19 protein-coding genes and 1 pseudogene are annotated in these 17,201 nt (G+C 71.6%); 9 read left to right on the top strand and 11 right to left on the bottom strand.

Annotation, left to right across the window (positions count from 1 at the left end):
• Positions 1-136 precede the first annotated feature (136 nt).
• Together O7553_RS07910 and O7553_RS07905 are read left to right on the top strand one after the other, a co-directional pair.
• Entirely contained in the window at positions 137-679 is a 543-nt protein-coding gene (locus O7553_RS07910; protein ID WP_281554165.1) for a UTRA domain-containing protein, read from the top strand.
• Entirely contained in the window at positions 676-1,464 is a 789-nt protein-coding gene (locus tag O7553_RS07905; RefSeq protein ID WP_281554164.1) for a GntR family transcriptional regulator, read from the top strand. The genes O7553_RS07910 and O7553_RS07905 overlap by 4 nt, the downstream gene beginning before the upstream one ends.
• A 732-nt stretch (positions 1,465-2,196) precedes the next feature.
• Here O7553_RS07905 and O7553_RS07900 read toward each other — a convergent pair.
• The 5 genes from O7553_RS07900 to O7553_RS07880 form a co-directional block, all read right to left on the bottom strand.
• Positions 2,197-2,847, bottom strand: a complete 651-nt coding sequence (locus tag O7553_RS07900; protein ID WP_281554163.1) for a nucleotidyl transferase AbiEii/AbiGii toxin family protein — start codon at positions 2,845-2,847, stop codon at positions 2,197-2,199.
• A 6-nt stretch (positions 2,848-2,853) separates the two neighbouring features.
• Complete coding sequence (locus tag O7553_RS07895) at positions 2,854-3,177, bottom strand: hypothetical protein (protein ID WP_281554162.1); 324 nt, start codon at positions 3,175-3,177, stop codon at positions 2,854-2,856.
• A gap of 68 nt (positions 3,178-3,245) precedes the next feature.
• Positions 3,246-3,386 (bottom strand): hypothetical protein, encoded by a 141-nt coding sequence (locus O7553_RS07890; RefSeq protein WP_281554161.1) that lies wholly within the window; start codon positions 3,384-3,386, stop codon positions 3,246-3,248.
• 191 nt (positions 3,387-3,577) lie between these two features.
• Positions 3,578-4,177: an erythromycin esterase family protein gene (locus tag O7553_RS07885; RefSeq protein ID WP_281554160.1), complete on the bottom strand. Its 600-nt coding sequence runs from the start codon at positions 4,175-4,177 to the stop codon at positions 3,578-3,580.
• Complete coding sequence (locus O7553_RS07880; RefSeq protein WP_281554159.1) at positions 4,174-4,770, bottom strand: NAD(P)H-dependent oxidoreductase; 597 nt, start codon at positions 4,768-4,770, stop codon at positions 4,174-4,176. Before O7553_RS07880 ends, O7553_RS07885 begins: the two co-directional genes overlap by 4 nt.
• A gap of 52 nt (positions 4,771-4,822) precedes the next feature.
• Here O7553_RS07880 and O7553_RS07875 point away from each other — a divergent pair, with 52 nt between their 5' ends.
• Positions 4,823-5,224 carry a MerR family DNA-binding transcriptional regulator gene (locus O7553_RS07875; protein WP_281554158.1) on the top strand — a complete coding sequence of 134 codons (402 nt, stop codon included), beginning with the start codon at positions 4,823-4,825 and terminating at the stop codon, positions 5,222-5,224.
• Between the two features lie 15 nt (positions 5,225-5,239).
• Here O7553_RS07875 and O7553_RS07870 read toward each other — a convergent pair whose 3' ends face one another.
• A complete protein-coding gene (locus O7553_RS07870; RefSeq protein ID WP_281554157.1) occupies positions 5,240-5,713 on the bottom strand; it encodes a winged helix-turn-helix domain-containing protein in 474 nt (157 codons plus the stop codon).
• A gap of 199 nt (positions 5,714-5,912) precedes the next feature.
• Here O7553_RS07870 and O7553_RS07865 point away from each other — a divergent pair, with 199 nt between their 5' ends.
• Together O7553_RS07865 and O7553_RS07860 are read left to right on the top strand one after the other, a co-directional pair.
• The gene (locus O7553_RS07865; protein WP_281554156.1) at positions 5,913-9,941 is read left to right on the top strand and encodes a S8 family serine peptidase; all 4,029 of its coding nucleotides are present in this window, start codon (positions 5,913-5,915) and stop codon (positions 9,939-9,941) included.
• Positions 9,942-10,117: 176 nt separating this feature from the next.
• Positions 10,118-11,047 (top strand): annotated as a pseudogene (locus O7553_RS07860) (acyltransferase); the annotation flags it as partial.
• A 2-nt stretch (positions 11,048-11,049) separates the two neighbouring features.
• On the opposite strand, the gene O7553_RS07855 reads toward O7553_RS07860, so the two are convergent.
• On the bottom strand, positions 11,050-12,150 hold the full coding sequence (locus O7553_RS07855) for a helix-turn-helix domain-containing protein (protein ID WP_348651192.1): 1,101 nt from the start codon (positions 12,148-12,150) through the stop codon (positions 11,050-11,052).
• Between the two features lie 93 nt (positions 12,151-12,243).
• Here O7553_RS07855 and O7553_RS07850 point away from each other — a divergent pair, with 93 nt between their 5' ends.
• Positions 12,244-12,753 carry a hypothetical protein gene (locus O7553_RS07850; RefSeq protein WP_281554154.1) on the top strand — a complete coding sequence of 170 codons (510 nt, stop codon included), beginning with the start codon at positions 12,244-12,246 and terminating at the stop codon, positions 12,751-12,753.
• A 2-nt stretch (positions 12,754-12,755) separates the two neighbouring features.
• Positions 12,756-13,043 (top strand): DUF3817 domain-containing protein, encoded by a 288-nt coding sequence (locus O7553_RS07845; RefSeq protein WP_281554153.1) that lies wholly within the window; start codon positions 12,756-12,758, stop codon positions 13,041-13,043.
• A 15-nt stretch (positions 13,044-13,058) separates the two neighbouring features.
• On the opposite strand, the gene O7553_RS07840 is transcribed toward O7553_RS07845, so the two are convergent.
• Complete coding sequence (locus O7553_RS07840; RefSeq protein WP_281554152.1) at positions 13,059-13,985, bottom strand: acetamidase/formamidase family protein; 927 nt, start codon at positions 13,983-13,985, stop codon at positions 13,059-13,061.
• A 36-nt stretch (positions 13,986-14,021) separates the two neighbouring features.
• On the bottom strand, positions 14,022-14,741 hold the full coding sequence (locus tag O7553_RS07835) for a hypothetical protein (RefSeq protein ID WP_281554151.1): 720 nt from the start codon (positions 14,739-14,741) through the stop codon (positions 14,022-14,024).
• Between the two features lie 125 nt (positions 14,742-14,866).
• On the opposite strand from O7553_RS07835, the gene O7553_RS07830 reads away from it, so the two are divergent.
• Together O7553_RS07830 and O7553_RS07825 are read left to right on the top strand one after the other, a co-directional pair.
• Entirely contained in the window at positions 14,867-15,406 is a 540-nt protein-coding gene (locus tag O7553_RS07830) for an NUDIX domain-containing protein (protein ID WP_281554150.1), read from the top strand.
• Positions 15,403-16,002 (top strand): DUF1707 domain-containing protein, encoded by a 600-nt coding sequence (locus O7553_RS07825; protein WP_281554149.1) that lies wholly within the window; start codon positions 15,403-15,405, stop codon positions 16,000-16,002. The genes O7553_RS07830 and O7553_RS07825 overlap by 4 nt, the downstream gene beginning before the upstream one ends.
• Here the strand turns inward: O7553_RS07825 and O7553_RS07820 are convergent.
• Together O7553_RS07820 and O7553_RS07815 are read right to left on the bottom strand one after the other, a co-directional pair.
• Positions 15,974-16,684, bottom strand: a complete 711-nt coding sequence (locus O7553_RS07820; protein ID WP_281554148.1) for a 4'-phosphopantetheinyl transferase superfamily protein — start codon at positions 16,682-16,684, stop codon at positions 15,974-15,976. The genes O7553_RS07825 and O7553_RS07820 overlap by 29 nt on opposite strands.
• 42 nt (positions 16,685-16,726) lie before the next feature.
• Complete coding sequence (locus O7553_RS07815) at positions 16,727-17,197, bottom strand: DUF4878 domain-containing protein (protein ID WP_281554147.1); 471 nt, start codon at positions 17,195-17,197, stop codon at positions 16,727-16,729.
• Between the last annotated feature and the right edge of the window lie 4 nt (positions 17,198-17,201).

Below are 17,201 nucleotides of genomic sequence, written 5' to 3'. Positions count from 1 at the left end.
AGTAAGCAGAGCTTATAATGATTGTAATAAGGCTGCAAGTGGCGTTGGCCAACAAGGTTCCCCACCCGAGTACGGTCAGTGAGCCAAGCCGCCACGCATCCGGCACCATGATCGGAGGCAGCAACCGGAGGCAACCATGACAGACCAAGGCTGGACCAGCAGCTCAGACCCGTACCTCGTCGCGCAGCAGCACGACGCGTGGTCCGCCGAGGCCGCCGGCCGGGGACGCGTCGGCACGCAACAGCTACTCGGCGTCGAGACCGTCGACGCGGACACACAGGTCAGACGCGCACTCGGACTCGCCGCCGGCGAACGAGCCGTCGTCCGCCGCCGCCTCATCCTGGAAGACGATCGGCCCGTCGAACTCGCCGACTCCTTCTACCCGGAGCCCATCGTCGCCGGCACCCCACTCGCCGACAACCGCAAGATCAAAGGCGGCGCGGTACGGGTCCTCGCCGACCTCAACCTCGCACCGCATCAGGTCAGCGAGCACGTCACCGCCCGACGGCCGACCGATCAGGAACAGGAACTCCTCGACATCGCCGTCGACGAACCGGTCCTGGTCCTCACCCGCATCAGCCGCGCCGCCACCGGCCAACCCGTCGAGTACGCCGTCATGCGCACCGTGACCAGCCGCTCCACCGGCCACACCTACCAGATGCAGGTCCCACCCGCATGACCAACGAACCCGACCCCGCCGCTGCCAATGACGTACGCGACCGCCAGCGCCAGATCGCGGCCGATCTCCGCCGACAGATCCTCACCGGCGAGTTCAAGCCCGGCGACAAGGTGCCCTCCACGGCCCAGCTCTGCGAGCGGTACGGCGTCTCCAACCTCACCACCCAACGCGCACTCGCCATCCTCAAGAAGCAAGGATTCGTCCGTGGCGAATCCGGCGTCGGCGTGTTCGTCACTGCCAACCAGCCGATCGCCGTCGAAGCGAACCACTACCCGGGCCAGGCCAACAGAGCCACTCCGTACCCGTGGATCAGTGAGATCACCAGTCACGGCCGCCGCAAGACCAGCCGCCTGCTGTCTGTCGACGAGGTGAGACCGCCGGTCGCGGTCGCCGCGGCGTACGACCTCGAACCCGACACCCGCGTCATCCGCCGGCGGCTTCTGCTCCTGCTCGACGACGCCCCGGCCGAGCTGGTCACCAACTACTACCGGACCGACCTCGCACGCGGCACCCCGCTCGCCGAACACCGGCTGATCAGCGGCGGATCGCTGCGCGTGCTCGCCGGACTCGGCAAGCACGCCGGACCAGCCGTTGACGACGTCGAAGCCACCATGCCCACCATCGACGAGTTCATCGCCCTGCAAATGCCCGACGACATGCCCGTGCTACGCCAGTTCCGCACCGTCTACACCACCGACGGCGAACCCATCGAAGTGACCGAGATGATCAAAGCCGCGCACCGACACAAGGCCAGATACCTCCTGCCCGGACCGAACGAAGCCTGACCTCACCGCCCTCCCGCGACACTTGCCAGACCGCCACCGAGGTAGTGGAGGTGGCCACGGTCAAATCCCGCTCGGCTTACCGCAGCAGGCGCACAACAAACCACTGTTCCCCTTGCCGGAGCCAACCGCGTAAGCGAGGATTTCCACATCGACCTGTCGGTAGATGCCGGACGGAGGAGAGATCGCTACGCCGAGCCCAACAGCATCCGTTGAGGACAGACAGCACATAGATGTACGCAAGATTAGGTGCCGGAGTTGTGGTGAAATGTCGATTGCGGCAACCTCCGACACGCCCGGGATCCGGGGGAGGTTGGCGGAAAGATCCCAAACCGCCCCCGAGCTGCGAAGATTCGCCATACGAAGATCATCTAAGCTGCCACCAAGATCATGATCAACAGGAGGTTGTCCCCCAGACCCCCCGTTTGCCCAGGTCAGACCGCCCGACATTTCGGACACGGTCCCCAAGCACACGAGAACCGCGCCGGATTGAAAGCCGTACAGAGGTCGAAGTGCCACCTGCTGACGTGCGGACAAATCAGCCGTTAATGGCTTCGTCGGCCGTCCAGATGTTGAGGAAATGTAGATGCAATCTGGTCTGGCTTGATCAAACACGGATAAGACCGGGAGATCCGCGCCGCATTGCCGACACGCTCAGCCGCGCCCGGGAGCAGGAGAACACACACTGGTCCTCCCCCAAGTGGCCGGAGGACCGTCGCCGAGTTCTGTCCGCCGCTACTGACCGGCACCTTCCACCTCATCGGCCCAAGTGAGCAGCCGCGCGTGCAGCGCGTCGACCTGGTCGGCGGTGAGCTTGTACGGTTCGTAGGCGGAGTCAGGAAATCGCCGTACCGCGCGCAGCGCCCCCGCGAAGATCGACGGGTCGAACCCAGGATCGTGATCGGCCGCCAGCTGCAGTAGCTCGCCGGTGGTGAAGCGGCCATCTTGAATGACCCCGTGTACGTCGATGTAGTCACGGACCTCCGCCCGACCGAACAGAGCACACAGCTTGTTCGCCACCGCGTCTGCGGGATGCAGGACCGGGCCGATCGCGAGCTGGACCGGCGGGTACGCCCGCCAGTCGACACCAAGTTCTACCGTGCTGGCGCTGCCCGTGGCCGGGTCCGCCACCGCCAGTCGGGCGAATGAGGCTCCCTCCCGCTCCACGGCGACGTCCAGAACATCGGCACGGAGCGCCGCCACCACGGCGGCCTGAGCTGCCGGGAAGTCAGACACTGCCGCCATGGTGGTGAACAGGTCCACGTCCTTGGAGACCCGGTCCACGAAGCCGTGCGCCTGCACCGCGTACCCACCGGCCAGGCAGAACCCGTACTCGGCTGCAGCCTTCAACGCGACCCGAGCCAGTCGCTGGTGAAACGGGTCCATCACGGCTCATGCTGCCCTGGGGAGATTCGGGAAACGAGACTCCCACAGCGTCCGGACCTTGGTTGGCAGCCACAGCTGGCGCCACACCCTGGCCAGGGTCGGACCATGGACGAAGGCGCGGAGATCCTCGACCCGCATCGACTCCCGGATCACCCGCTCGTACATAAGGTTGCGCTGGCGATCGTCGGACAGGTCGTAACGGCCCTGCTCAGACCAGTCCAGGCGCAACGGCAGCTCGACCACACCCCCGGTTGGTCCGGCCAGCTCCTCCAGCGAGTCCGGCACGGTGTACGGCCGGCCATCCTCGTACAGCACCCGCGCTTGTGCCATGCCGCCATTATCGCTCACGTCGGTGCTGCTTCACCGTACGGAGGAGTCCGGCGATGGCTGCCGGCGTGTCACCCGGCATGTACGTCCGGCTCTGGATGCTCGATGTACCTGACCGGGCTGACGGTCGGCAAGTGCAGCAGGACTTCCACGGATCCGCCGAGGTCGTCGAGCGCGAAGTAGTGCCGTTCGTCCTCATCGGGGTGGTACATGCCCGAGATGACTCGTACGGCGTGCCGGCCGGCCAGCCACTGCCCGACCGCGTCGGGTTTCGGGGCGGCGGTCAGGTCGACCGCGTACCCCGCGCCCAGCCTGGCCGCGACATGGTCGAGCGTCTGGTCCAGGCTGCCGGGGCGGGGTGCCGGCAGGCGCAGGTCCCGGATGCGGCCGGACCCGAAGGTGGTCAGCAGGCAGCGGTAGCCCGTCCCGAGATGTGCGCGGCGACCCGGATCGTCGCCAGGAGCACCGATATCCGCTCGTGGTCGCGGGTGCCCGCTGTCAGGGCGAGGACCCGGTCGTAGTCGGCGGGCACCGCAGTGGGGCGGACGATCCCACGAATCTCCACGGGATCGGCCGGGTGGTTGGCGTTGTGGGCGCGCAACCAGAGCAGCGCGTGGCGCAGCGACTCGGTGCGCCACGGCCCCCATGCGTCGGCCAGGATCGCCTCGGGACCGGTATCTGACGTCTCCCCGGTCCTGGCCCACCGGTCGAGCCGTGCACCGATCTCGGTGGTGTCCTGGATGACGACGGTACGCACGCCTCGGGTCACCAACGCCTGGAGCAGGTCGGCCTGCAGCTCGCTGACCTCGGCGCTTTCCCGGGTCGTCGGCGCGAATCCGATGACCGTCGGCGCGGCATGCACATCGTGGTCTGCCCGGCTCGGCAGAAGGGCGTCGGCGAGGTCGGTCACGACGTCCCGCCACGGGGTGTCGCCGTACGGTCGCATCGGTCGGGCGTGGGTGGACAGCCAGTCGAGGACCGCCGCCGGAGCGTCGGCGCTCATCGGACGCTCCCGTCGGCGGCGGGCGCGCGGGTGACGTCGAGCGCCCCGGCCAGCTCGGCCAGCATGCGGGCGCGGGTCTCGACGTCTCCAGCCCTGGCCGCGTACCGCCCGTCGACGACCTGGTGCGGTGAGAGGTGCAGCGACGTTCCCACTGGGCGCATCCGCAGCTCCTCGGCCACCTGGCGCAGCTGCGCCACGGCGCGGCCGCCGCCGGAGATCCCGTAGCCGACGAAGGCCACCGGCTTGTCGTTCCACTCGGCGTACAGGTGGTCGAGGGCGTTTTTCAGTACGCCAGGGAAGGAGGCGTTGTACTCGGGGACGACCATGACGTACGCGTGGTAGCTGGCGATCGCGGCGGCCCAGCGGCGCGTGGTGTCGTGCTCGTAGCTGCCGAATACGGCCGCGAGCGGCTCGCCCAGCATCGGCAGGTCGACGGTGGCCAGGTCGACCACTTCCAGGCGGAGCTCCGGCTGGCTGCGGTCCGACGCCACCCACTGGGCGATGGCCGGTGACCGCCGGTTCGGGCGGGTGCTGCCGGCGATCACGCCGACCCGCAGTGGTCCGGTCGGGCCGGCGACGTTGTCCGTTTCCATGCCGCTGACGGTAGAACTTGAACAATAGTTCAAGTCAAGCGACGATGTATCCATGTCCAACGCCACCGCCGCCCCGGCGACCCTGAGCGTGGGTGAGGTCGCGGCAGCCAGCGGAGTCGCCACCTCGGCCATCCGGTTCTACGAACGCCAGGGACTGCTCACCTCGGTCCGTACCAGCGGCAACCAGCGCCGGTACGACGAGTTCGCCCCCTGTGTGGTGCGGATCTGCCGGGTGGCGCAACGGGTCGGGCTCAGCGTGCAGGAGATCGTCGCGCTGTTCGCCGCCCTGCCGGCCAAACCCACCGAGGCCGACTGGCAGCAGCTCACCCGGGCGCTCGTCACCGAAGCGGAGCGCCGCATCGCCGAACTCCACGACGCGCTCGACGACATCGCCTCCGGAGAGCCGCTCTGCACACTACCGACGGGCGGGCGTCACGTACCGATGCCAGGCTGAGACGCAGGACGCCGTTCAGCCGGACACCAGGTGGTAGCCGGCCCCTCGGACGGTGCGTACCCGTGGCCCGTTCGGCAGCGCGGCGAGCTTGCGCCGCAGTCGCTTCACGGTGGCGTGCAGCGCGGCCCGGTCGTCCAGATAGGCGCCGCTCCAGACCGCCTCGAACAACTGCCGATACGTCCACAGCCGCAGCGGTGGGCTGGCCAGCCGCAGCAGCGTCGCCCGCTCCAACGGGGTGAGCGCCAGCGCCTCGCCGCGCCAGGTGACCTCGGTGGAGAGCGGATCGAGCAGCAGGTCACCGAGGTGGGTCGGCCCGTCGGCCACCGCCAATTCATCGGCCACCGCCGTCGACAGCAGCATGGTCCGCAGCTCGGTGAGGTTGTTGACGACCAGTACGGCGCCGAGGTCGTCGACCCGGGACACCAACCGCTCGCGTACCGCCGGGTCGGTGGACACGCACACCACCAACGGCACCTCGCCACCCGTCACCGCATCTCCCCCAGTGTGTTCCCGGGCCAGCCAACCTGCTGAAAGGCCCGACGTCAACGGCCTGGTGGGAGCCCTCCCAGCACCAGTCGCTGTCCCGGTATTGTCCGGCAATTGCCCACCTTGGTGCTTTCACCTGGTCCTCGGGACCCCGAGCATGGCCGGCAGGCGGGATCCGCCTGTCACCACTGTGAGGAGAACGATGATCCATCCACCTGGACGGACCGGCCCGCCACCAGCGGGTATCCGGTACGCCGCCGCGATCGTCCGGTACGTCGCCGCGACGCTGGCGGTCGTGTTCGGCGTCACCGCCGCCACCACGGCCGCCCCTGCCGCGTCGGCGGCCCCGGTCGGCGGCAACGGCGACGCCCCGGCGGCGGTCAGTGCCGAACTGCTGGCCGACCTCGCCGCCGACGGCACCACCAGCTTCATGGTCTACCTGCGGGAGACGGCCACCCTGGACACCGCAGCCCGGATCAGCGACCGGGCCCGGCGCTCCACCGTCGCGTACGAGCGGTTGACCGAGGTCGCCGAGCGCAGCCAACAGGGGCTGACCGCCGACCTGACCCGGCGCAAGGTGCCGTACACCAGCTTCTGGATCGCCAACGCGGTGCAGGTCACCGGGGACCGGGCGCTGGTCGACGCGATCGCCGCCCGGCCGGAGGTGGCGCGGGTGGAGCCGCTGCGCAGCCACGAGCTGATCGAGCCGGTCACGCAGCCGTCCGTCGCCGACGACCCGCAGACCACGTGGGGGGTGGAGCAGATCGGCGCGCCCCGGGTCTGGTCGGAGTTCGGCGTACGCGGCGACACCGTGGTGATTGCCAGCATCGACACCGGAGTCCAGTTCGACCATCCGGCGCTGGTCGCCAGCTACCGGGGGAGCCTCGGTGACGGCACCTTCGACCACGACTACAACTGGTTCGACCCGTCCGGGGTGTGCCCGGACGCGACGCCCTGCGACAACCAGGGGCACGGCAGCCACACCGTGGGCACGATGGTCGGTGACGACGGCGCCGGTACCCGGATCGGGGTGGCGCCGGGGGCGCGGTGGATCGCGGCGAAGGGCTGCGAGTCCCGCAACTGCTCCGACCCGGCGCTGCTGGCCGCCGGCCAGTGGGTGCTGGCGCCGACCGACCGCAACGGCGAGAACCCACGCCCCGACCTGCGACCGGACATCGTGAACAACTCGTGGGGCGGCGGCCAGGCCGACCCCTGGTACGAGCAGGTGATCACCGCGTGGCGGGCGGCCGGAATCTTCCCGGTCTTCTCCACCGGCAACGAGGGGCCGGCGTGCAACACCGCCAGCTCCCCCGGCGACTACCCGAGCGTCTACACCGTCGGCGCGCACGACGTCGACGGCACGATCGCCGACTTCTCCAGCCGGGGCGTGTCCGGGGTGGACGGCCACATCACGCCGGACATCGCCGCCCCCGGGGTCGGCACCGTCTCGGCACTCCCGGGCAGCCAGTACGGCACCGCCGACGGCACCTCGATGGCGGCGCCACACGTCGCCGGCACGATCGCGCTGCTGTGGTCGGCCGCGCCGGCGCTGCGCAACGACTACGACGCGACGGTCGCGTTGCTGGACCGTACCGCGATCGACGTCGACGCCACCGAATGCGGCGGCACGGTGGCGGACAACAACCTGGCCGGCGAGGGCCGGCTGGACGCGTACCAGGCGGTGGCGCAGTCACCCCGCGCGCAGACCGGCCGGCTGACCGGCACGGTGACCGACGCGGCGGACGGCTCCCCGGTCGCCGGGGTGACCGTGACGGTCGCCGGGCGCAGTGTGCAGACCGGACCCACCGGCGGGTACGCGACGTACCTGCCGGCCGGCACGCACACCCTCACCGTCTCCGGGTTCGGCTGGGCCACCCGGACGCTGACGGTGACGGTCGGCACCGCACCGGTGGTCCTGGACGTCGCCCTCGACGCGGTGCCGCTGGTCACCCTCTCCGGTCGGGTCACCGACGGCTCCGGGCAGGGTTGGCCGTTGTACGCGCGGATCGACATCGCCGGTCGGCCCGGCCACCCTGTCTTCACCGACCCGACCAGCGGCCGGTACGCCCTCCAGGTGCCCCGGCACGGCACGTACCAGCTGACGGTGACCCCGCTGTACCCCGGCTACCGGACGGTGACCACCGAGGTGGCGGTCGGCGGCCAGGCCCGGAGGGCGAACCTGGTGGTGGCGGCGCACATCGCCTGCACCGCCCCCGGCTACACGGCCGACACCGGCGCTACGGTCTTCGCCACCGACTTCGCCACCGAGCCGGCCGGCTGGACGGTCGTGGACCGCACCGACGGCGGCGGCTGGACCTTCACCGACCACCACCAGCGGGGCAACCTGACCGGCGGCAGCGGCGGGTTCGCCATCGTCGACAGCGACGGCCACGGCGTCGGCCGCAGCCAGGACACCCTGCTGCACACGCCGATGATCGACATCTCGCAGATCGCGGCACCGGTGCTGCGGTTCCGCACCGACGCGTGGATCGCCGGCAACGGCGACGTCGCCGCGATCGACGTGTCGACCGACGGCACCGAATGGGTCAACGTCTCTCAGGTGACCGAGAGCGTACGCGGGCCGCAGCTGGTGGAGATTCCGCTGGCCCCGGTGGCCGGTGCCGACCAGGTGCAGGTCCGGTTCCGTTACCAGGGCGGGTACAGCTGGTGGTGGCAGGTCGACGACGTGGCGATCGTCGACCGGACCTGCACGCCGGTCGACGGCGGGCTGATCGCCGGGTTCACCAGCGACGCGAACACCGGGACGCCGGTGGTCGGGGCACGGGTCGCCGACCCGCAGCGCCCGGACGAGTACGGCACGTCGGCGGCCACCCCGGCCGATTCTACGGTGCCGGACGGGTTCTACTGGTTCTTCGCCGGAGGGGCCGGGCAGCAGCGGTCGTTCGTTGCCGAGGCGGCCCCGTACCAGCAGCGGAAGCGGACCGCGTCGGTGATCGCCGGCGGTGCCCGGCGGGTCGACTTCGACCTGCGCAGTGGACAGCTGGCAGTCTCCGGCGCACCGGTCGCGGCGGAACTGACGGCCGGCGGCAGCGGCAGCGCCGAAGTCACCGTCCGCAACACCGGGACCGCACCGGTGACGGTGACGGTGCTGCAGCGGCCCGCCGCGTCGGCCACGCCGCCGCTGTCCGGGCAGCCGCCGTGGCAGCGGCTGGCCGACGCGCCGGACGGGTTGTCCGACAACGCCGCCGTGGTGCTCGACAACATCGTCTACTCGATCGGCGGCGGCACCCACCTGGGCACCACCCGGCAGGCGTGGGCCTACGACCTGGTCGCCGACTCCTGGCAGCGGCTGCCGGACCTGCCCCGGGACCGGGGCAAGCCGGCGGTGGCGGCGGTCGACGGCGAGGTGTACGTGTTCGGCGGCTGGGACACCGAGTTCCGGCCGCAGTCGGCGGTCGACGTGTACGACCCGGCGACCGGGGTGTGGCGCACGCTCGCCGGGGTGACCAACCCCGCCCCCCGGGCGGCGGCCGCGGCGGTGGTCGTCGAAGGGCTGATCTACCTGGTCGGCGGCTGCCGGGACGACCTGTGCCGGGCGTCGGCCGACGTGCTCGCGTTCGACCCGGCGACCGGCACGTTCCGGGCCCGCGCCGACTACCCGCACGAGGTGGCGTGGCATGCCTGCGGCGCGATCGACCAGCGGATCTACTGCGCGGGCGGGTACAGCCACGACGGCGACTACGCCGACACCCTCGCCTACGACCCGGACACCGACCGCTGGTCGGCCCGCGCGGCCATGCCGGAGCACGTGACCGGCGCGGCGTACTCGGTGGCCGCCGGCCGCCTGGTGCTGGCCGGCGGCATGCTCTCCGGCGGGGAGATCACCGATCACACCATCGGGTACGACCCGGTGGCCGACGCCTGGCAGGAGCTGGCCCCGACCGGGCAGGCCGCGTCCCGGGGTGCCGGCGCCTGCGGTGGGCTGGCGATCGGCGGCATGTCGCCGCAGTGGGCGGCCGTGCCGTCGATCTCTCAGTGGTCCGGGGCGGACGGCTGCACACCGCCGGCCGAGGTGCCCTGGCTGCGGGTACGCCCGGCCAGCTTCACGTTGGCGCCGGGCGCGTCGAAGGCCGTCACGCTGCGGTTCACCGCCAACGCCGCGACCGGGGTCGACGGGCCCGGCCGGTACACCGCCACGCTGGCACTGCGGGCGCAGACCCCGTACCCGGTGTTGACGGTGCCCGTGGGCTTGACGGTGCGGCAGCGGTAGGTCGTACCCGGTGAGTTGTCCGGGGTAGCTGGTGCGGGGCGGCGATCCATCGACGCCGCCCCGCACCGCCGGTTGTCGGTACGGCACGAGACGCCACCGGCCATTAACCAGCTCGTTGCTGCACCGCAACCGTACGTTGCGGGAACACCCAGCTACCCCGGATAGTTTCGGCCTCCATGCGTGTCAGCCCGCCCCTGCGTAACAGCGAGCAGGAGGCGCCTACCCAGGTAACCTCGCCGCGCCCGACACGCGAGCGCAGCCCGTACATCGATGCGCTGCGGGCGTTGGCGATCGTGCGGGTCTACCTGCTGCACACCCTGTGGCTGACCTGGCTGCCGCTGGCGTTCCCGGCGATGCCGGTGATGTTCGCGCTGGCCGGCTACCTCACGGCCGTGTCGCTGGACCGAGGTACGCCGCTGCGGGTGGTCGGCTCGCGGCTGCGCCGGCTGCTGCCACCGCTGTGGGCGCTCGCTGCGGTCGCCGTACCGCTGATGGTCCTGGTCGGCTGGCGGCCCAGCCTGCTGGACGTGACCTGGTGGGTGGTGCCGCTGCGCAACCCGCCGTCCAGTGAGTGGGGCGGGCCGTTCTCGCTCGGGCTGTGGTACATCCGCGCCTACCTCTGGCTGGTGCTGCTCTCCCCGCTGCTGTGGTGGGCGTTCCGGCGCTGGCCGGTCGGCGCGCTGCTGACGCTGTCCGCGTTCGCCGTGCTGTTCGCTTCGCCGCTGGTCGACCTGCAGATGAACCCGGTCACCGACGTGTTCTGGTCCACCGCCGCGTACGGCACCTGCTGGCTGGTCGGCTTCGCCCGGCACACCGGGCTGCTGGATCGGGTGCCGCTGAGGTGGTACGCGCTCGGCGTCGGCACGCTGGCGATCGGCGCGATGATGTGGCTGGCCGAGCGGGGCGAGGACGACCGGCTCGGCGCGCTGGTGTGGGGGTGGGCGGTGGTGCTGCTACTGATGCGGGCCCGGCCCCGGCTGGACTGGCTCACGCAGGTGCCGTGGCTGGCCCGGCTGATCCGCATGGTCAACGCTCGGGCGGTGACCATCTACATCTGGCACCTGCCGGTGCTGTACGCCGCCAGTGGGCTCCTCACTCTGACCGGTCTCTACGCCGGTAAGGCGGCCATCCTCGGCGTCGGCACCGTGCTGCTGGTCGTCGTGGTGCTGGCTTTCGGCTGGGTCGAGGACCTGGCCGCCCGCCGCCGCCCGTCACTGCTACCACCCAGTTGACGCCGCGCACCAGTCGGCTGACTCCGTTCGTCGCCGGGCCGGCGGAATGCGCCCCGGTAGGCGTACGGGCTGGTGCCGACGATCCGTTTGAAGCTCTCCCGGAACGCGGTCGGTGAACCGAAGCCGACCCGGCGGCTGATCTGTTCGACCCCGTCGTCGGTGGCTTCCAGCAGATGCTGGGCCTGCCGGATCCGGGCCTCCTGTAACCAGCGCAGCGGCGGGACGCCGGTGTGTTCCCGGAAGCGTCGGTGCAGGGTTCGAGGGCTCATGCCGGCCCGGTCGGCGATCCGGGCCAACGTCAACGGTTCGGCCGCCTGCTCACGCAGCCAGTTCAGCAGCGGTTCGATCGCCGGCTCGGGCGGTGCCGGCGGTGCCTGGGCGGGGATGAACTGGGCCTGCCCGCCGCTGCGTTCCAGCGGCATCACCGACAGCCGGGCGGCGTCGGCCGCCGCCGCCGAGCCGTGGTCGCGGCGGACCAGATGCAGGCAGAGGTCGAGGCCGGCGGCGGCCCCGGCGGAGGTGAGGATCTGCCCGTCGTCGACGTAGAGCACGTCCGGGTGGACCCGGACGGCCGGGTAGCGGGCGGCCAGGTCGGCGGCGGCGCGCCAGTGGGTGGTGGCCGGTCGCCCGTCGAGCAGGCCGGCGGCGGCCAGGACGAACGCGCCGGAGCAGATCGAGGCGATCCGGGTGCCGGCGTCGGCGGTGGCACGCAGCGCGGCCTGCACCGGCTGCGGCACCGGGGCCGACAAATCGGCGCAGCCGGGGACAATCACCGTGTCGGCGGTGGCCAGCGCGGTCAGGTCGGCGGCGGGTCGCAGGGTGAACGCGCCGGCGTCCACCTCGGCGGTGGCCGCGCAGACCACCACCTGGTACGCGGCCCGGCCGTCGGGCAGCCGCAGCCGGCCGAACACCTCGATCGGGGTGGACAGGTCGAACGGGATGACCCCGTCGAGGGCGAGGATCGCGATCCGGTGCACGTCGACGACGGTACGCCGACGGTGGCGAGAATCCGTTGACCTGTGTCCTTCCTGCCACTCCTCGCGTCACGAAACCACCCATACCGTCGCGTCGTGACGAAATTTCTGCTCTCCGTACATGTGCTCGCAGCGATCGTGGCGATCGGCCCGGTGACCGTCGCAGCCAGCATGTTCCCGGCCGCCGCCCGGCGGGCGATCGCCGACCCACGCGACGCCGCCGCCCACACGACCCTGCGCACGCTGCACCGAATCTGCCGGGTGTACGCCGCCGTCGGGATCGTCGTGCCGGTCTTCGGTCTGGCCACCGCCACCAGCCTCGGGGTGCTCACCGACACCTGGCTGCTCGTGTCGATCGCGCTCACCGCGATCGCCGCCGCGCTGCTGGTGCTACGGGTCCTGCCCCGCCAGCAGATGCTGCTGACCGGGATCGACGCTCCCGGCACCCAGCCGGAGCCGACGGCGACCGCAACAGGGGCAGCGACCGCGAGTACACCGACCACCGCGCCACAGCGGCTGGCGGCGTACACCGGGGTGTTCAACCTGCTCTGGGCGACGGTCACGGTGCTGATGACCGTCCGTCCCGGCTCGACGACCGGGGTGTGAGGATGTCAGGCAGTCTGCGGCTGTTGCGGATCGCCGCCGGAGTCGAGATCACCACTCTGATCGTGATGCTGGCCAACCTGGCCACGGTGCACTGGTCGGCCGTGTCGTCGCTGCTCGGCCCGACCCACGGGGCGGCGTACCTGCTGGTGGTCGTCGCCACCGCGCAGCAGCCGGCCGCGCCGACATCGACCCGGCTACTCAGTCTGCTGCCCGGCGTCGGCGGCCTGCTGACGCTGCGGGCACTGGCCGCGCACCGTCGACCGGCACCGGACGCACCGGCGCAGAGTTGAACGGCACCGGCCCCGTCAGCGGAGTGCGTCGTCGGCGAGCCGGGCGTGCACGCCGACGACGCCGTTGACGATCTGCGTCACCCGTACGTCGACGACGACGCTGGCCAGGGCGACCGCGTCGCCCCGGGACAGCCCGTGCCGGCGGGACATCAGGGTGATCATCGCGTCGAGCGCGTCGGCGGCCGCAGTGTCGAGGGTGTCGCCCAGGCCGAGGGTCAGCCAGGCACCGTCGACCCGGGCCACCGGGCCGGTCAGCGGCCGGTCGTCGACCAGATCGAAGGTGAGCTGGACCCGGTCCATCAGGCATTCGATCGCCGTACCGCAGATCTCGCCGTCGCCCTGGGCGGCGTGGCCGTCGCCGACGGAGAACAGCGCGCCGTCGACCGTGACCGGCAGCAGCAGGGTGCTGCCGGCGACCAGGTCCTTGCAGTCCAGGTTGCCGCCGCAGCGCCGGGGCGGGATCGTCGAATGCTCGCCGGGCTGCGCCGGCGGCATGCCGAGCACCCCGAGGAACGGCCGCAACGTCACGGTGTGGCCGAGCTGGTTGCGTCCGGTGCCGGCGGCCGGGTCCAGCTGCCAGGTGTGCACCGTCTCGGTGCCGGCGATCCCGTACCGCTCGCTGTGCGGGGTCAACGCGCTGCCGGCCAACGTGGTGCCCCACTCGGCCGGCAGCACCTCGTCGATCCGTACCGACAGGGTCGTCCCGGGCCGGGCACCGCGCACCGCGACCGGCCCGACCAGCGCATGGCCGAACCCCGGCCGGTACGCCGGCACCCGGCGCCGCTGGTCGTGCAGCCCGCCGGCGTACGGCCCGGCCGACCACCAGCAGTCCAGGGTACGGAAGGTGACCGTGTCGCCGGGGTCGATGGTGAGCACCGGCGGATAGTCGGGTGAGAAGTAGCCGTGCAGGGTCCGGGTGTTCGGCTCCAGGGTGTGCCGCATCGCCGCAGGTTACCGCCGCCGGTCCAGGTGACGCAGCTAGCGCCGCCGGTCCAGGTAGCGCAGCGACCGGCGCAGGTAGCTGCGCGGGTTGGTGTCCAGCTGCCGGGCCCAGCGGGGCGGCAGGTCGTCGCGCAGCCAGGCGTACCGGCCCAGCGCGTAGCCGTACATCGGCTCGGTGAGATAGCCGAGCCGGCTCGACTGCCAGCCGCCGGCCCGGCCCCGGTAGTCGAAGGCGGCGTTGGCGGTGAAGATGCCGAGTCCGAAAAAGACAGTGGTGAGGTCGGTGAGCGGCTCGTGGTCGGCGGCGTCGGGGCGGTGCCGGCCCTCGCCGATCAGGCGTTCGTGGGCCAGCTCGTGGGCGATGGTGGCGACCAGCGCCATCGGCTGGCGGGCCTGCGCCCCGGCGATGGTGATCACGCCCCGGCCGCCCCGACGTACGTAGTGCCCGGCCGCGCCGGAAGCGGCCTGCGCGTACGCCGGCAGGCTGGCCAGTAGCGCGGCTTCGGTGTCGTCGGCCGGCTCGAAGACCAGTTCGACCCGGTCCGGGTCGACGGCCATGTGCCGTGCGACGCGGTGCAGCACCGCCGCCACGTCGGCCCGGCTGCCGTGGTAGGCACCGGGGAAGAACTCGTCGGTGGGCAGCACCACCGGTCCGCGCAGAGCCGGCTCGCCGAACTCGCGGATCAGCCAGGACAGTGACTCGTCGATCCAGTCCCGCTCGGTCTCCCGGACCGGGCACGCCCCGCTGAACAGCATCGACACACCTCCCCGTACGGTTTGCTGCCGTCAGAATCCCCGACCGGGTGCGGCGGCGGGTGCCCGGCGGCGGTCGGATAGGCGACAGCGGTCACGGCCCGGCGGCCGGCGTATCGTCGGGCGCTGTGACTGGCGTGCCCTACTCGTTCTGTTCGTCGTGCGGTGCCCGCTACCCGGCCGACGCCGGCTGGCCCCGGTCCTGTGACCACTGTGGGCAGCAGGTCTGGCGTAATCCGACACCGGTGGCGGTCGCCGTGGTGCCGGTGACGACTCCACAGGGGATCGGTGTGGTGGTGCAGCGCCGCGACATCGAGCCGGCACGCGGCGAGCTGGCGTTGCCGGGCGGTTTCATCGAGTACGGCGAGGACTGGCGCACCGCGGTGGTCCGCGAGCTGCGCGAGGAGACCGGCCTGGCCGGGCGGTCCGACCAGGTGCAGTTGTACGCCGTACGCAGCGTGCCCAACGGTGCGAGCCTGCTGATCTTCGGGGTGCTGCCGCCCCGACCGGCGCAGGCGTTGCCGGTGTCGGCGGCGACCGAGGAGGCCACCGAGTGGCTGGTGGTGACCGAGCCGGTCACGCTCGCGTTCCCGTTGCACACCGAGGTGCTGGCCCACTACCTGACCGATCCGACGGACCCGGCGACGCTCGGTACCCTGTGGGCGTGAGCGACCTTCCTGACCGGCTGCCTCCTGACGGGCTGCGGGCCTCCGACGCCGACCGCGAGCAGGTGGCGGAGGTGCTGCGGGCCGCGGCCGCCGAGGGCCGGATCGATCTGCCCGAGCTGGACGAACGACTCGGCCGGGTGTACGCCGCCCGGACGTACGCGGAGTTGGAGCCGCTGACCCGGGACATTCCCCGTGCGGTGTCCGACACGGTGGCCCGGCGTGGCGAGCACGGCCTGGCGCCGTCGCGTCCGTCGCAGTGGGCGGTCGCGGTGATGAGCGGTTTCGACCGGCGTGGCCGGTGGGTGGCACCGGGCATTCTGCGGGCCTTCGCCTTCTGGGGCGGCGGCCGGATCGACCTGCGGGAGGCGCGGTTCGACGCGAACGCGATCCGGATCCGGGCCTGGGCGATCATGGGCGGGATCGAGATCGTGGTGCCGGACGACGCCGAGGTGTCGATCTCCGGTGTCGGCCTGATGGGCGACTTCGGTCAGCGGGCCGCCGGGCTGGGCAGCCCTGGTGGGCCGAGAATCCACATCAACGGGCTGGCGTTCTGGGGCGGTGTGTCGGTCAGACGTCGGGGCCGGCCGGGACGCTGATCGCGGCGACGATCAGGCCGTTGCGGGCCAGCCACCGGCCGGTGAACCCGGTCAACGGCGTGCCGTCGGGCAGCGCCGGGCCGGGCACCAGCAGCCGGGCGGTGAAGTCCCCGTCGACGGCGGCACCGGGGCCGGGAGCCACGGCGGCACCCGGGCCGGGAGTCGCCTCGACGTACGCCTGCTCGAAGCCGAGCCAGCTTTCGGCCAGCGGATACCACGCCTTGTAGACGGCCTCCTTGGCGCAGAACAGCAGCCGGTCCCAGTGCACCTGCGGGTGGCTGTCCCGACTGGCGGCCAGCCAGGTGAGTTCGTCGGGCACGGTGATGCTGTTCAGCACTCCGGAGGGCAGTGGTTCGTGCGGTTCGGCGTCGATGCCGACCGCGGTGAGGTCGGCCGACCGGGCCACCACCGCCGCGCGGTAGCCGGCGCAGTGGGTGATGCTGCCGACCACCCCGGCCGGCCAGCGGGGTTCGCGGCGCGCTCCGGACGGCACCGGTACGCCGGGGAAGCCCAGCTCGGCGAGAGCTTCGTGGGCACAGCGGCGAGCGGTGCCGAACTCGCGGCGGCGCTTGTCCACCGCGTTGCCGACCACGGCCGTCTCCTCGGGGAACAGGGTGACCGGGACGCTGTCGTCGAACGCCTCGCGGGCGACCGCCGTGGCTGGCAGCAGTGCCTCGATCATCCCGCTCCGCCCTCCGTCACGGTCGTGGCAGGTGGTCGGGTGTCATTGGCAGACCCGCCATTCGCCGTTCTCCTCGACCAGTCTGACGGTCTCCTGCCGCTGCGCGCCACCGTCGTAGGTGACTTCGACGGTGACGGCGCCGGACGTCCGCCCGTTGGTGGTCGACACGTTGACGCCGATGATGTCGTACCCGGCGATCTGCCCGGCGGCGGACTCCTGCTGGACGTACTCCGTCTCGGACAGGGCGTCCCGGCGGTCCTGACACAGTCGTTGGTAGGCACCGGCGTAGTCGCCGGCGGACAGCGCGTCGAAGTGGGCGGTGGTAGCGTCGCGGGCCGGCTCGGTGGCCGCCGACACGGTCCGGTACAGCCAGAAGCCACCCCCTGCGACGCCGACGCAGCAGAGCAGGACGACGGCGAGCACGACAGCGATGATGATCACGGTCGTCCGCCGGCCGCGGCTCGGCCCAGCGGGTGACGGCGGTGGTGGCGGCCCCGGCGGTTGGTAACTCATGATC

This window comes from Solwaraspora sp. WMMA2059, assembly GCF_027497315.1.
Classification (GTDB): Bacteria; Actinomycetota; Actinomycetes; order Mycobacteriales; family Micromonosporaceae; genus Micromonospora_E.
This window is presented reverse-complemented; position numbering and strand designations above follow the sequence as displayed.

Bases quoted from the DNA above. Each gene is read 5' to 3' on its own strand.
- O7553_RS07910 (WP_281554165.1), top strand. From the start codon at position 137: ATGACAGACCAAGGCTGGACCAGCAGCTCAGACCCGTACCTCGTCGCG.
- O7553_RS07905 (WP_281554164.1), top strand. From the start codon at position 676: ATGACCAACGAACCCGACCCCGCCGCTGCCAATGACGTACGCGACCGC.
- O7553_RS07900 (WP_281554163.1), bottom strand. From the start codon at position 2,847: ATGGACCCGTTTCACCAGCGACTGGCTCGGGTCGCGTTGAAGGCTGCA.
- O7553_RS07895 (WP_281554162.1), bottom strand. From the start codon at position 3,177: ATGGCACAAGCGCGGGTGCTGTACGAGGATGGCCGGCCGTACACCGTG.
- O7553_RS07890 (WP_281554161.1), bottom strand. From the start codon at position 3,386: ATGTACCACCCCGATGAGGACGAACGGCACTACTTCGCGCTCGACGAC.
- O7553_RS07885 (WP_281554160.1), bottom strand. From the start codon at position 4,177: ATGAGCGCCGACGCTCCGGCGGCGGTCCTCGACTGGCTGTCCACCCAC.
- O7553_RS07880 (WP_281554159.1), bottom strand. From the start codon at position 4,770: ATGGAAACGGACAACGTCGCCGGCCCGACCGGACCACTGCGGGTCGGC.
- O7553_RS07875 (WP_281554158.1), top strand. From the start codon at position 4,823: ATGTCCAACGCCACCGCCGCCCCGGCGACCCTGAGCGTGGGTGAGGTC.
- O7553_RS07865 (WP_281554156.1), top strand. From the start codon at position 5,913: ATGATCCATCCACCTGGACGGACCGGCCCGCCACCAGCGGGTATCCGG.
- O7553_RS07845 (WP_281554153.1), top strand. From the start codon at position 12,756: ATGTCAGGCAGTCTGCGGCTGTTGCGGATCGCCGCCGGAGTCGAGATC.
- O7553_RS07840 (WP_281554152.1), bottom strand. From the start codon at position 13,985: ATGCGGCACACCCTGGAGCCGAACACCCGGACCCTGCACGGCTACTTC.
- O7553_RS07835 (WP_281554151.1), bottom strand. From the start codon at position 14,741: ATGCTGTTCAGCGGGGCGTGCCCGGTCCGGGAGACCGAGCGGGACTGG.
- O7553_RS07820 (WP_281554148.1), bottom strand. From the start codon at position 16,684: ATGATCGAGGCACTGCTGCCAGCCACGGCGGTCGCCCGCGAGGCGTTC.
- O7553_RS07815 (WP_281554147.1), bottom strand. From the start codon at position 17,197: ATGAGTTACCAACCGCCGGGGCCGCCACCACCGCCGTCACCCGCTGGG.